The 14,207-nt window shown below is 69.3% G+C and carries 10 protein-coding genes; 2 read left to right on the top strand and 8 right to left on the bottom strand.

The genetic code is table 11. The annotated features are described in order from the left end of the window. Positions 1-55 precede the first annotated feature (55 nt). Positions 56-589: a MarR family transcriptional regulator gene (locus AB0395_RS20805; RefSeq protein WP_366282775.1), complete on the top strand. Its 534-nt coding sequence runs from the start codon at positions 56-58 to the stop codon at positions 587-589. A gap of 89 nt (positions 590-678) precedes the next feature. Here the strand turns inward: AB0395_RS20805 and AB0395_RS20800 are convergent, their stop codons facing one another. From AB0395_RS20800 to lepB, 3 genes are all read right to left on the bottom strand, one after another. Next, positions 679-2,130, bottom strand: a complete 1,452-nt coding sequence (locus AB0395_RS20800) for an aldehyde dehydrogenase (RefSeq protein WP_366282773.1) — start codon at positions 2,128-2,130, stop codon at positions 679-681. Positions 2,131-2,218: 88 nt separating this feature from the next. Further along, positions 2,219-3,385 carry an amidohydrolase family protein gene (locus AB0395_RS20795; RefSeq protein ID WP_366282771.1) on the bottom strand — a complete coding sequence of 389 codons (1,167 nt, stop codon included), beginning with the start codon at positions 3,383-3,385 and terminating at the stop codon, positions 2,219-2,221. Between the two features lie 420 nt (positions 3,386-3,805). Beyond that, positions 3,806-4,687 (bottom strand): signal peptidase I, encoded by an 882-nt coding sequence (gene lepB, locus AB0395_RS20790; RefSeq protein ID WP_366282769.1) that lies wholly within the window; start codon positions 4,685-4,687, stop codon positions 3,806-3,808. A 622-nt stretch (positions 4,688-5,309) separates the two neighbouring features. Between lepB and AB0395_RS20785 the strand changes: the two genes are divergently transcribed. Further along, entirely contained in the window at positions 5,310-5,714 is a 405-nt protein-coding gene (locus AB0395_RS20785) for a RidA family protein (RefSeq protein ID WP_366282767.1), read from the top strand. Between the two features lie 419 nt (positions 5,715-6,133). Here the strand turns inward: AB0395_RS20785 and AB0395_RS20780 are convergent, their stop codons facing one another. The 5 genes from AB0395_RS20780 to AB0395_RS20760 all read right to left on the bottom strand — a co-directional run bounded on the left by AB0395_RS20780 (position 6,134) and on the right by AB0395_RS20760 (position 14,075). Then, positions 6,134-6,763, bottom strand: coding sequence for an XRE family transcriptional regulator (locus tag AB0395_RS20780; RefSeq protein WP_366282765.1), 630 nt, complete (start codon positions 6,761-6,763; stop codon positions 6,134-6,136). A 93-nt stretch (positions 6,764-6,856) separates the two neighbouring features. Next, complete coding sequence (locus AB0395_RS20775) at positions 6,857-9,724, bottom strand: AAA family ATPase (protein ID WP_366282763.1); 2,868 nt, start codon at positions 9,722-9,724, stop codon at positions 6,857-6,859. A 121-nt stretch (positions 9,725-9,845) separates the two neighbouring features. Continuing rightward, the gene (locus tag AB0395_RS20770; protein ID WP_366282761.1) at positions 9,846-10,016 is read right to left on the bottom strand and encodes a hypothetical protein; all 171 of its coding nucleotides are present in this window, start codon (positions 10,014-10,016) and stop codon (positions 9,846-9,848) included. A gap of 217 nt (positions 10,017-10,233) precedes the next feature. Beyond that, positions 10,234-12,138, bottom strand: coding sequence for a serine/threonine-protein kinase (locus tag AB0395_RS20765; RefSeq protein WP_366282759.1), 1,905 nt, complete (start codon positions 12,136-12,138; stop codon positions 10,234-10,236). Then, the gene (locus tag AB0395_RS20760) at positions 12,138-14,075 is read right to left on the bottom strand and encodes a protein kinase (protein WP_366282758.1); all 1,938 of its coding nucleotides are present in this window, start codon (positions 14,073-14,075) and stop codon (positions 12,138-12,140) included. The genes AB0395_RS20765 and AB0395_RS20760 overlap by 1 nt, the downstream gene beginning before the upstream one ends. Positions 14,076-14,207 lie beyond the last annotated feature (132 nt).

Genomic DNA, 14,207 nt, shown 5'->3' with positions numbered 1-14,207 from the left:
TATAAGATTTCTAGCAGTCAGACACAGCACCCGCAAGCCCCCTTAGGCTTTTCCCATGACCCGTGGATCCGCCGAGCAGCCCGACGCCGTCGACCTGTTCCTCGAGCAGTGGCGAAGGGAGCTGCCCGGCGTCGACGCCACGCCCATGGCGGTCTTCGGGCGGCTGCACCGCTCGTTCGTGCGCTACCAGACGCTCATCAACGAGGTGTTCGAGCAGCACGGCATCAACATGGCGGCCTTCGACGTGCTGACCGCGCTGCGGCGCTCCGGCCCGCCGTACCGCAGGACGTCGGGAGAGCTGGCGGCCGTTTCCCTGGTCTCCTCGGGAGGCGTCACGCTCCGGGTCGACCGCCTGGAGGCCGCGGGGCTCGTCGTCCGCGAGCGTGACGCGGACGACCGCAGGGTCGTCTACGCCAGGCTCACCGACCGGGGCCTCGACCTGGTCGAGCGGGTCGCCGAGGCCCATTTCGCCAACGAGAGGGGCATGCTCGAAGGGCTGAGCGAGGCCGAGCGGCAACGGCTGGGCAGGCTGCTGAGCAAGCTGGAACGCTCACTCGAGAACGCGGAACGGGCCCGCGTCACCACCTGAACCGGGCCCCGCCGCAGACCGGACGGCCGGGCCGGGGCCGGGCGGAAAGCCTGCCCGGAACCCTGGTGAACCCCTTTTGTGACGGCTTTTCAGACGGCGGCCCAGGGCAGCGGGTCCTCGCTGAGTCCCCAGTAGAGGCTCCGCTGCCTGGTGTAGGCGAGGATGCCCTCGCGGCCCTTCTCCCTGCCGATCCCGCTCTCCTTCATCCCGCCGAAGGGCGTGGAGATGCTGAACTGCTTGTAGGTGTTGATCCAGACCGTACCCGCCTCGATCCGTCCCGCGACCCGCCACGCCTTGCGGTAGTCGCCGGTCCAGATGCCGCACGCCAGGCCGTACACCGTGTCGTTCGCCTGGGCGACCAGGTCCTCCTCGTCGGTGAACGGCAGCGCGACCAGCACCGGGCCGAAGATCTCCTCCTGGCAGGTCACCGACCTGTTCGGCAGCCCGTCCAGGATGGTCGGCAGGTAGTACGCCCCCGGTCCCTCGGGCGCGCGGCCCCCGCACAGCACACGGGCGCCCTCCTTCCTCGCCCGCTCGACCATGGCCGCGACCTGGTCCCGGTGGGCGTGCGTCACCAGCGGCGCGACCTGCGTCGCGGGGTCGGTTCCCGGGCCGACCCGCAGCCTCTCGGCCTGCCTGACCAGCCGGTCGAGCACCTCGTCGTAGATGTCGGCCTGGATGAAGACCCGCGATCCCGCGATGCAGCTCTGCCCGGACGAGGAGAAGACGCCGAACAGGATGCCCGCGACCGCCTGGTCGAGGTCGGCGTCGGAGAAGACGATCGTGGGCGACTTCCCACCCAGTTCCAGGGAGACCGGCATGATCTTCTCCGCGGCGATGGCCCCGATGGACCGCCCGGTGGCGGTGCCGCCGGTGAAGGAGACCTTGCCGACCCCCGGATGCCTGACGATCGCCTCGCCGATCTCCCGGCCGGGGCCGGGAAGCACCGACAGCAGGCCGGGCGGCAGCCCGGAGTCGGTGATCAACCTGCCGAGCGCGAGCGCGACCAGGGGGGTCCACGCGGCGGGCTTGAGCACCACCGCGTTGCCACCCGCGAGCGCGGGCGCGAGCTTCTGGGCGTCGCTGGCGATGGGGGAGTTCCACGGGGTGATCGCCCCGATGACCCCGATGGGCTCGTGCACACTCATCGTGAGGTACGGCCCTCTGGCCGGGGTCAGCGCCCCCTCCATCGTCTCCAACGCGGCGGCGAAGTAGCGGAAGGTGCCCGAGGCGCTCGCCACCAGCGCCCGGGTCTCGTTGATGGACTTGCCGGTGTCGGCCGTCTGCAGCCTGGCCAACTCCTCGGCCCGCTCGCCGATCAGGTCGGCGATCCGCGTCAGGTGACGGGCCCGCTCATGGGGGAGCAGGGCCCGCCACGACGGGTCGGCCGCCGCCCGCCGCGCTGAGCGCACGGCGTCCTCCACGTCGTCCACACTCGCCCCGTGCAGCACGGCGATGACGTCGCCGGTTGCCGGGTTTCGGGTTTCGATCGGCGCTCCGCCACCGCGACGCCAGACGCCGCCGACCAGAATCTCATCCACTGACCTGAACCTCCCATGGATCCGACCTCGCCAATAAACCTTAGCGCTAAATATTTTAGGTGTCAGCTATCTATGGGAGAGGGGTCGGTCAGCGGATGACGCGGCCTCCGTGCAACACGAGAGACCTGGGCGGATGGGCCGCGACCGCCTCCGCGAGGGTGTCGCAGGCGACCGCGACGAGATCGGCGCGGCAGCCGGGGGCGACGCCGTACCGGTCGAGCCCGAGCGCCTTCGCTCCGGCCACGGTGACGAGGTCGGCCGCGACGGCCAGGTCCTCGTCGGTGTAGAAGCCCGACTGGTAGCCCACCATTGAGGCGCGTTCCAGCATGTCGCCGTTGCCGTACGGCCACCAGGCGTCGCGGATGTTGTCCGAGCCGGAGAAGACCGTGACCCCGGCGGCGCGCAGCCGTTTCACCGGAGGCATGAGTCCGGCGGGGCCGCTGGTCATGATCGCCACATTGGCCTCGGCGAGCAGCTCGGCGGTTTGCGCCACCTCGTCGAGGCCGCTGCCGAGACAGTAGGCATGGCTGACCGAGACCCGTCCCTGCAGCCCTGCCGCGACCGTACAGCCCGCGATCGCGGCGAGCTGCTCCAGTCCACGCTCGTCGGCGTCGTGCAGATGGATGTCGACGCCCGCTCCGTGCTTCTCCGCGAGGCCGAAGACGACCGCGAGATGGCCGTCCACGTCGCCGTCGAACGCCCAGGGGTCCAGGCCGCCGACGACGTCCGCGCCCTCTGCCAGGGCCGCGTCGAGAAGCTCGGCCACACCCGGGTCGGCGAGCACGCCGCTCTGCGGGAAGGCCACGAGCTGGATCGTCACCCGGTCGGCGCATTGTTCCCTGACCTCCAGCAGGGCGTGCAGGCCGGACAGGCCGAGGTCGAGGTCGATATCCACGTGTGAGCGGATGTGGCCGGTGCCGTAGCCCACCATCTGCTCGACGAGCGCCAGCGCGCGGTCCCGGACCGGGACGGTGAGACTGCGCCGCATGGCCCGCTCGATCTCCACCCGCTCGCGCACGGTCGAGCCGGGCACGCGTGGCTGCCAGGCGGCGCCGAGAAAGGTCTTGTCCAGGTGCGCGTGACCTTCGACGAACGCGGGCAGCAGCAGCGAACCCGCGAGGTCGATCACTCGCGCGCCCTCGCGTACGGCGGTGCCCTCCGGCTCGACCGCCGTGACCAGCTCGCCGTCGATCACGATGTCGGCCCGCGAGGCGTTGGCCAGCACGGCGCCGGTGAGCACGAGAGTGCTTTGCATGTCATGGCTCCAGTCGTAGACGAAGACGTTGGTACGCCATGTTGGTATACAACATTTCAATCATCGTCAACAGTCTGACTCGTGGGCTGCGACATAATCCCTGTAGGGATGGGATGTTAGTGGCGGTCGACCGCCAAGCTGCTCAAAAATTTGTATACCAAGTCGAATGACTGGTCGCCGCCTTCCGGGCCACTCCCGATCTCGGGGCCCTGCGGGCGCTGATGCGCCCCCTCGCCGACCGGTAGTGCGGTGGCCGGGATGGTGCGGTGACCGGGAACGTTCACCGGGCCGGGCGCGGTTCACCGGCGCCGATCCGCTCCATCTCATCACTCGCCGTACCGGCGCCGGGAAGGTCGCAGGCACGGTGGAGGTGAGTGGTCGCGGCGGTGGTCGTGACTTCCGGAGCCCGGAAGTCACGCCTCACGGAACCGGCCTCGCGGCGACCGTGTGCCTCGACAGCCTGCGGCGGCGCCAGAGCACCACGGGCACCGCGCCCGCGAACCCGGCGACCAGTGGCGCCGCCCCGCCGACGGCCGAGGCCGCCTTCAATGCGGGCTGGCCGAACGTGTCGGGGATGGGGATGACCGCCGCCCTGGAGAACGGCCACATGACCACGAAGGCCCGGCCGATGACCTTGTCGATCGGGATGGACCCGCCGCCCGGGTTGTTCATGTGCAGGCGGGAGTCGTAGGACACCGAGCGGTGGTCGCCCATCACCCACAGGCGGCCCGGCGGGACCTTGGTCTCGAAGAACTTGTACGAGGGCACGTCTCCGGGATAGAGGTAGCCCTTCTCGTCGAGGGGCACCCCGTTCACCGTGACCCGCCCCTGGGCGTCGCAGCACTTCACCGTGTCGCCGGGCACGCCGATGACCCGCTTGACGTAGTCCCTCTCGCTGGGAACGACGCCGAACATGGTGCCGACCCAGTGGAAGAAGCCGGCGACCGGGTTGGACGGCTCCTCAACCTGCACCTTCTCATCCCAGGAGTCGACGCCGGAGAAGACCACCACGTCGCCGCGCTCGATGTCACGGACGCGGTAGACGAGTTTGTTCACCAGGATCTGGTCGTTGACCAGGAGGGTGTTCTCCATCGACTCGGACGGGATGTAGAACGCCTGGACCACGAAGGTCTTGATCACGAGAGCGAAGGCCAGCGCGATGACGATCAGGACGGGCAGCTCCTTCCAGAAGGAGCCCTTCTTCTTGCCCTTGACGGCCTTCTGGGTTTCTTCGGCGACCACGCCCACCTCGTCCTCGACAGGGACGGACGCCCCGTCGTGCTCCTGGCTCTCGCTCGTCATTGCCTGAAAGCTTAGAGGTCCATGACCGAAACCGTGCGGGGGAGCACTCAATCCGGGTGCATTCAGCCGCCTACCTGATAAGTAACGCTTCGCGATCAACCGCGTTCGAAACGCTTCCCGCCCGGCACCTGAACCGACGCGGCCGAGTTCCTCCGCCTCAGGACGACATCCGCCGAGCCCCACCCACATCCCCGACATAACCGAGAAACCACCGACCGTGTACGGCACACACCGACCGCCCCTGGCCCCCCAATATCAACTTATCCAAAATAACGCTCGAAAATCATCACCATTCAGAAATGTTCCCCATGTCAAACAACTCTCGCCTCGATGTCGAGCTCCATGAAAACAATGAATACCGAAATTACTTACTATTCCGCCTTGGCCTCTTCCCCTCGTCGGATGGGCCTGTCTGTCGGATAAACCCACCCCGTCAGATGGGCGCACCCGTCAGGCAGGGCCCTCATCGGGAGGCCCGCCCCGCCGGATGGGACCGCCGGATGGGACCGCCGGATGGGACCGCCGGACGGGATCGCCCTATCGGGCAGGCCTGAGTCGAGGGGACGGAGAGGATCTGACAGAGTTTCCAGCGATTAGGCGGCACAGCACAAGGAACGGACACATGACATCGATCGAGTTCGGCACGCCCGCGACCCTGCCCCCGACCAACGGCTACAGCCACGTCGCCAGCATTCCGCCGGGCAGCAGGATCGTCTGGACCTCGGGGCAGGTCCCGATCACGGCTGAGGGGACGGTGGCCGCCGCGGGAGACTGGGAGGCGCAGACGCGCCTGGTCATGCAGAACGTCGGGGCCGCGCTTGAGGCGGGCGGGGCGACCTGGGACGACGTGTTCAAGCTGACGATCTTCGTCGTGGACACCTCGGAGCTGGCGACCGTGCGGGCCGTACGCGACGAGTTCATCAACCTGGACCGCCCGCCGACCAGCTCGCTCGTGCAGGTCGCGGGACTGTTCCGCCCCGACCTCCTGATCGAGATCGAAGCCGTCGCCGCGGTCCCCGCGGAGTAGGACCCTACGGCGCCCAGCCCTGCGCTCCTTCCCGCACAGGAGCTTCAGCTACGGCGACCGGCCCTGAACCGAACCCGTAACCGATCGCTTCAGCCACCGCCGGAACACTGGGCGGCGGGAAAGGAAGCGGCTACGGTCCGCGGGCCGTACGAAGGGGCACGATGGCGCGGAGGTGGGCGGGTGGTCCGGCCGGCGTATTAAAGGACGGAAACCACCGCGCCCGCCAGGCCGGAGGCCTGAACCACCCAGAGATCAACCAACGACGGCCGGCCGGACCACCCGCCCACCGCAGCGCGAACCCCGCCCACCGCAGCGCGAACCTCGCCCACCGCAGCGCGAACCTCGCCCACCGCAGCGCGAACCTCGCCCACCGCAGCGCGAACCTCGCCCACCGCAGCGCGAACCTCGGGCAGGAGAGCTCAATCCTCGGAGAAGGAGATCAACGTCAGCACCCGGCACGGGACGGCCCCGGTCGCGTAGATGTGGTCGGACTCAGAGGCGAAGCGCAGGGCGTCACCGGCGGTGAGGGTCACCGACCACTCGCCGGTCTCGACCGTCACCTCGCCGGAGACCACGTAGGCGTGCTCGACCGAGCCCCGGCCGTGCGAGCTCTTCGCGCTGCGGGTTCCGGCGGGAATGTCGCCCTCGGCCAGCTCGAAGCGGCGCCGGTCCGGGGCGGCGAACAGGGTGCGGATCGCGCTGTCGCCGACCAGCAGGGGAACGCTCTCGCTGCGCCGGATGACCTCGGGCCCTACCAGGTGGATGCGCGTCAGCTCGCCGAAGGTCAGCTCAAGGGCGGTCGCGAGGCGTGACAGCACCTCGACCGTGGGATTGGCGACGCCGCGTTCGACCTGGGAGACGAGTGCCTTGCTCACGCCGGTCAGCTCGGCCAGCTCCCGGACACTGAGACCACGCGCCAGGCGGGTGCGGCGCAGGTTGGCGGCGACCGCATCGCGGATTCCCGCAGCCTCGGAGGGGGTCTCACGTGCTCCCGGTGTCTGGGAGGGCGCAGCGGACATGCCGAAGGCGATGTTGTTCTCGCTCCGCATCTGCTTCCCCTCTCCCCGCCTTGACCGATCCCGCGGTTCTCCGCCCCGGCCGATCCAGGTTTCCCGCCCCGACCGATCCCATGATGCAGGAAATCAGCCGATCAGGGCGAGGCGGTGCGCCGCCGCCGCGGCCTCACCTCTGGTCGAGACGCCGAGCTTGCCCAGGATGTTCGAGACGTGCACGCTCACGGTCTTGGCCGAGATGAACAGCTCGGTCGCGATGTCGCGGTTCGACCGCCCCTGGGCGACCAGCCGGAGGACCTCCTGCTCGCGGGGGGTCAGCGACGTCGTCGCGGGTGGCGTGACCGGGGCGCCCTCCCCCGTGAGGGACACCCCGATCCTGCGGGCCAGCGCCTCGATCTCGGTGACCAGAGGCCGGGCCGACAGCGCCAGGGCGATCGGGTAGGCCGTGCGCAGCCGTACCGCGGCACCCTCGCGGTCACCCGCGCCCGCCGCCGCTCGCCCCGCGTGGAGCAGCGACTTGGCGCGAGAGAAAGGACGGTCGAGCCGCTCCCAGGCGGTGGCGGCGGCGTCGTGGTCGCGGCCGATGCTGAGCCGGTAGGCCTCGGCGACCGGGCTGTGCGAGCCCATCACGGCCCCGGTCTCCTCCACCAGGGAACGCAGCGCCGCCGCCCGCTCCGGCGCGAGCGTCTCCGTGGTCTCGACGACCGTGGACAGCAGGGCGAGCACCCGCCAGCCCAGCATGGGCTTGTTCGTGAGCCGGGCCTCGTGGATGACCCGCTCGGCCATCTCCAGGGCGGCCATTGGTTCGTCGCCGAGGAGGTACAGGCCGATCCTGAGCCGGACGTTGGCCCATCGCTCCTGGGCGAACTCCTCCTGGACGGCGAAGGAGTCCACCTCGTTCAGCACCGATCTCACCACGTCGAGCTCGCCGCGCGCGATCGCCACGTCCGCGCGGATCCGGCGCAGGTGGTGCCGGGTGCGCAGGGTCGGGTCCATGGTGAGCGCCTGCTCGGCCAGCTGGGCCGCCTCCTCGAAGCGGCCCAGCGCCTCCAGCGCCTCGGCCCTGTTGTTGGCCATGAAGGTCCCGGAGAGACGGTAGCGGCCGTACTTCCTGGCCAGCCGCTCGCCTTCGAGCGCCAGCTCGATCGCCTCAACGGAACGGCCCATGTTGTTGAGCGCGTCCACCGTGTTGGCCATGGCGCGTAATAGGAGGCGACCCGAGCCCGTGCGCTCGCCGATCGCCTGGGCGGTCGCGTTGACGGCGACCGTCTTGTCGAGGCACCCTTCGATCGAGTGACCCATGGCGAGGTTGAGCAGCAGGTCGGCCTCAAGGCACTCGTCCCCGTGCTCGCGGGCGATCTGCAGCGCCTCTTCGGTGAGCGCTGTGCCCTCGACGACCTCACCGCGGAAGATCAGGAACGAGCCCAGCTTGGACAGCACGTGGGCGCGGTCGGGCTTGGGGTCCGGGACCAGCCGCGCCGCGTAGCGCAGGTCGTCGAGCACCCCGGGCCTGTGCTTGGACAGCTTGAACTGTGACAGCCGTACGACCAGCTCGGCCACCCGTTCCGGCTCGGCGCGCTCGTCCAGCTCGTCCAGCGCGGCCTTGACGTACTTCATGCCCCTGTCGATCTCGCCGCAGGCGTGGGCGGCCTCCGAGGCCTGTTCCAGGACGGTGGTGTGGTCGACGCCGATCCGTGAGGAGGCGTCGGGGACTTTGTTCCACAGCATGAGCACTCGCCCCAGCAACTGCATCTTCTCGTTGTAGGCGAAGGTCTTCGCGGCTTTCGCCGCCGCCTCCCAGGCAGAGATGAGGGCCCACACGTCGTCGCGGGCGGAGTACCAGTGGTGGGCGATCTCGATGGCGGCCCGGCCCATGGGAACCAGGGTGCGGTCCCTGCCGATCTCCTCGGCGAAGCGGGCGTGCAGCCGTGTGTGCTCGCCGGGCAGCAGCTCGTCGTGTACGGCCTCGCGGATCAGGGAGTGCCGGAAGACGTAGGCCCGGCTGTCGGCGACCTGCAGCACGTTGGCCGCGATGGCGGGCCGCAGCGTGTCCTCCAGGTCGACGTCGGACAGCCCGCTGACCGCGGCGAGCAGGGCGTGGCCGACCCGGATCCCGCCCGCGGCGGCGATGCGCAGCAGCCGTTGGGTCTCGTCGGGGAGCTGCTCGACGGCGCCGATGATCAGGTCGTGCAGGGAGTCGGGGTAGGAGCACTCCTCGCCGCACTCGAGGAGCGCCTCGACGAACAGGGGGATGCCCTCGCTGCGTTCGAAGATCTGGCCGACCAGCGCGAACTCGGGGGTCCTGCCGAGGATCCCGGCCATCTGGGCGGCGACCTCGTCCCGGGTGAGCCGCGGCAGGTCCAGCCTGACGACCCCGTCGACCCGCCCCAGCTCGGCGAGCACGGGGCGGAGCGGGTGCTGACGGTGCAGGTCGTCGGAGCGGTAGGTGAGGATCATCAGGACCGGCGCGGCGCGGAGGTTCCGGCTGAGGAAGGCGATCAGGTCGCGGCTCGAGCGGTCGGCCCAGTGGATGTCCTCGATGACCAGGACCACCGGACGGCGTTCGGCCAGCCGTTCCAGCAGGGTGAGGATCTGCTCGAAGAGCCGTGCCCTGGCGGTGTCGGTCTCGACGTCTCCGCTCGGCTCCCCGAACTCGGGCAGCAGCCTGGCCAGGTCGCGCGCTCCGCCCCCCGGCAACAGCGCGGCGACCTCCTCCGCGCTGGACTCGCGCACGAGCTGGCGGATCGCCGCCGTGAACGGCGCGTAGGCGAGACCCTCGGTCGACAGCTCGACGCAGCCGCCGATGAGCACGTGCGCCCCGTCGCCCGCGGCCTGTTCGGCGAAGCGCCCGATCAGCCGTGACTTGCCGCCCCCGGCCTCGCCCCCCAGCAAAACCGCGGCGGCCGCGTTGTCCCGTGCCTGCTCGAAGGCCTCGGCCAGGCCAGCGAGTTCCGCCTCCCGCCCCACGAAGACGGGGCTTACCGCCCGACCCATCATGTGTTCCAGCATGTCATGCCTTACATGCGATCCTCTTCCCATTTATCGCTCAGCGAAAGGACCTACGGGGGCTGGGAGGCCCGGCCGGACGGGAGGAGACGGCCGGGCTCTCGTGGCGTGGTCATGCGGAGGCGATCCTGCGGAAGAGGCCCTTGCGGCGCTCGCCGGAGGAGGGCTTGTCCTGCTTGTCCTTCTCCTGCTTGGCCTCGCGGGCACGGCGGTAGTCGGCCGCCTCCTTGCGAAGCTGGGACGCCCGCTGGTCGATCAGTTGAAGGTGAAACTCGGGAGCCATCTCTGGATCCTCCTCACGGGACCGTTGTCCCGGGTGGTGCGACTTCCTTACACACTCAAGAGTCGTCCTAAGGCCCCACCCGCCACATCGGACGGATGCCCTATCTCCATGCGGTCCTGGAGGCCGGAGATACCTAGGGCGGAGGCCGACCGCCTTACTGATCGTTTCGGGATGATCCGTGAAGCCGCCGGAGCCCGGCCGTCACGGCTTCAGCGCCTTACTTCGCCGTGTACCAGAGAACGATCTTTTTGAGATCGGCGGAGGGACCGCGGGCGAGCACTCGGATGGTCTTTCCTGAGATGTCCAGCGCCACCACCTCTGTGACCTCTTTGCCCCTGCGGACCGCCAGTAAGTGCTCGGAGTAGAGCCAGCCGTATACGGTGACCTGCTTGTCGAGTCGAATCCGGGCCCGTCGCGCACCGTCCGGATAGTTCCAGACACACCGATCCCCGGACCGGTCCGGGCAGAAGGTGAGGAAAATGCCGTTTCCAGGGGTCTTACCGTGTCGTGCGTCGATCAGCCGGCCCACACCGGGGAAGGTCCGTAGCGGTCGGCCGTCCCGGCTGTAGGTCTGGACTGTTTCGCCGGAGTCGCGGCGCATGACGGTGCCGGGTTCGGGACCCCACAGATAGGTACGGTGCCCGGGAACGGGCAGCCGGGTGATCCGCGCCGTGCGCTCGATCGCGTTCACCACGACGAAGCCGACGGTCGGCCGGTCGTCGGCGATGCCGTCGTAAACGGTGAGCAGGATCTCGGTGCCGTCCGCGGACCAGTTCGGGTTGTCGGTGATCATTGGCCGGTCGACGGTGCGGATGTCGTAGGCGGCACCGGAGGCGCGGTCCGTGACGCGTATGCGGTCGTAGTCCGGTGCGACCAGACGGCTCGCCATGAGTGATGCGACGAAGCGCCCACCCGGGGCCACCACCGGAGTCTGCAGGTTGCCGACGTAGGCGAAGGCTCCCGAGCGGGGATCGCGCACGAAAGCGGGGCTGCCCTCCCGTCGTGGGTCCTGGTAGGAGGAGACCCAGATCCCGTCGGCGGGGTTCTCGAGCAGCCGAACCCCGGAACCGGTGAGCGCGGTCTCGGACGCCGAGGCGGGAGCCATGGTCGGCTGGATCGCCGGGGGCGACGGGGAGTGTGACGAGACCGGCGGGCGGTCGTCCGATCCGCCGTACCGGAGGGCGGCCAGACCACCCACGATCAGCCCGGTGCCGGCCATTAGCGTCGTGATCCGGAGCCAGAGCCCGCGGGACCGCGCAGGCCGGTGCGGCGGCCGGGCTCGCTCGCTGCCCTCGCCGAACATCCTCTCCGGCGGCACCTGCTCGCCCAGCAGGCGCATCAGGGCCTGGGCCGCGGTGGGCCGCCGTGCGGGATTCTTGTCCAGGCAGGCGATCACCAGATCCCGTACCTCGTCGTCCAGGCCTTCCAGGCGGTCCAGATCGGGCTGCACGTGCAGGATCCGATGGATCACCACGGGTACAGGCTCGGTGCCGAACGGAGGGCTGCCGGTGGCGGCACAGACGATGGTGCAGGCCCAGGCGAACATGTCGGCCGGTGGCCCGGAACCCTCCGCTTCGAACTGTTCCGGCGCCATGTAGGGCGGCGTACCGATCACTTCGCCGGTGCCGGTGGCGTCCAGCAGGCGGGCGATGCCGAAGTCGATCACCCGTGGGCCGTCCCGGCCGAGCAGGACGTTGGCCGGTTTGAAGTCGCGGTGCACCACCCCCGCCCGATGGATCGCGGCCAGGGCGGTCATCGTGCCGATCACCAGCCTGCCCAGTTCGGAGCCGCGCAACGCGCCACGCTCCTTGATCACCTGCGCCAGGTTCGGGCCTTCGACATACTCGGTCACGATGTAGGGCCGGCCGCCGGCCACTCCGGTCTGAAGCACCTGGGCGGTGCAGAAGGCGCGAACCCTGCGGGCGAGTTCGGTCTCGGCCGGAAGCGTCGCCGGGTCCTCCCCTGTCAGAGGCCGGATCATCACCTTGATCGCGACACGCTCTCCGTCCGGCGACTTCGCCAGGTACACCACGCCCTGCCCGCCGGAGCCGAGCCGGCCGAGCACGCGATACCCGGCCACGGAGTCCGGATCTCCGGCGAGGAGCGGTGCGACGAGGGGCATCAGCGCGGGGTCCCCGCGAACCTCAGGAACGCCTCTTTCTGGTCGGGCACGTCGGCCAGGACGCGTCGCACCGTCCCCGCGAAGTCCATCACCTGGATCCGGAACTCCTTCTTGTGCGGAACCTGAATCAGGACGTTGTCGTCATTGAACCAGCCGAACCAGCGCGCCTGCGGTGGAATCGGGACCGTCGTCCGCCGGTTTCCCGTGGCGGCGTCCCAGACGCAGAGGCTTTCATCGTCTTTCGGGCAGACGGTGGCGAAGACCGCTCCTGAAGGGGAGAACCAGGAGCGGTCGCGCGGACGGCCAACCCAGGGCATCGACCGGATCACTCGCCCGGTCGTGTCGTAGAAGTCGATTCCTACCCGTTTCCCGTCCGTGAAGCCGCGGGCGATCCGTCCATCGGGGGTGAAACCGAAGACCAGGTCCTCGCTGCCGGTGTACTCGGCCTCCACGTAGCTGGCGGTCCTGGCCACCGGATCGACAAGCACGAAACCGGTGATGATCTTCTTTTCGGGGTCGCGGACGGACAACAGCAGTCTGGAGCCGTCCCGTGACCAGACAGGCGAGATCGACTGCAGTGGTTGCTTGACCGTGCTGACCGTGAACTCCGTTCCGGCGGCGGAGTCGCGCAGGGTCACGCGGTCGTAGTCGGAGTCGAGGAACTTGATCCACGGGACCATCGCCAGCCAGGTTCCGTTCGGTGACAGGGATGGTTCCTCCGTCTGGCCGACCTGGCGGAATTTTCCGGATTTGTCTCGCAGGTAGGCGGTGAACGGGCTTTTCACCTTCAGATACGCACTGATCTTGACCGGGTCGGAGGGGTGTTCGTGCACGGTGATCGACGTGCCTTCGAGCTTGATCGTCGTCGAGGCCTTCTCGACCTTCTGCCACGGCGCGGCGGTCGGCTTCGCCGTCGTGGCGGGGCGGGGAGCGACGCTGGCCGAGACCGGAGAGGAAGGCCGGGCGACGGTCGTGGCGGCCCGTGGCAGGGCCAGATACACCACGGCGCCGGAGAGCGCGGCAACGGCCAGGAAAGCCGTGCCCAGCAGCACGACGCGTCCGGTACGCCGCCTGGAGGGGCGGGCGGGCGCGGGTGTTTCGGCCACCTGCCCGGTGGCGATGGCGGTGGCCGCCTCCAGAAGGGATGACTCGCCGATCAGGCGCAGCAGCACGATGTTCGCCGCGGGCCGGGCATCCGGCTCCTTCGCCAGGCACTCCGCCAGCACCGTGCCCAGTTCCCCGGGAATCGCGGTGAGGTCCGGCTCGTCGTGCAGGAGCCGGTTGATGGTCGAGGCCATCGTTTCAGCCGCGAACGGAGAGACGCCCGTCGCGGCGAAGACCACCGTCGACGCCCAGGCGAACACGTCGGCCGGTGCGCTGGGTGCAGAGCCTCCCAGCAGCTCGGGCGCCTGGTGGGCGGGCACTCCGACGGATCTGGTCGGACCGTCCTCGACCGTGCCGAGCGCCTGGGCGAGCCCGAAGTCCACGACGATGGGACCGTCAGGACCCAGCACGATCGTTTCCGGCCGGACGTCGCCGTGCACGACACCCGCCCGGTGGATGGCGGCCAGTGCGGCCATCGTGCCGATGGCGAACCGGTCCAGGGCCGCGTCGCGCAGGGGGCCGCTCTCTGCGACCGCCTCGGCCAGCGTCTCTCCCTCCACGTACTCGGTCATGATGTAGGGCCTGCCCTCGTGCAGCCCGCCGTCCAGCACCTGCGCCACGCTGAACGCCGCCACGCCCCGCAGCGGCTCGATGGCGCGCAGGAAGCGCTCGGGGTTCGCGCCCGGAGAGAGAAACCTGATGATCGCCTGTGTCGAGGAGGGCCCGACGGCCAGGTAGCCGTCCGCAGGTTGGGAGTCCCCCAACCTCCCGACGACCCGGTATCCCGCCACCTCTTGCGGATCGTCGGGGGCCGGTGGTGCGGTGTGCGGCATGGAAAAACGCTCCCATTCCTGGACGAGAAGATCCTGGCCGTCATTATGATCGCCGCCCGCTCGGGTGAGAAGTCCGTTTGTGGCGACCGTAGAACCAAGATTGAAAATCATGGGGATTTTCGTTCTTCGTTC

This window comes from Streptosporangium sp. NPDC051023 (assembly GCF_040689595.1).
In the GTDB taxonomy this organism is placed as follows: Bacteria; Actinomycetota; Actinomycetes; order Streptosporangiales; family Streptosporangiaceae; genus Streptosporangium.
The sequence above is the reverse complement of the archived record's forward strand: the minus strand, read 5'-3'. Positions and strand labels throughout refer to the sequence as shown.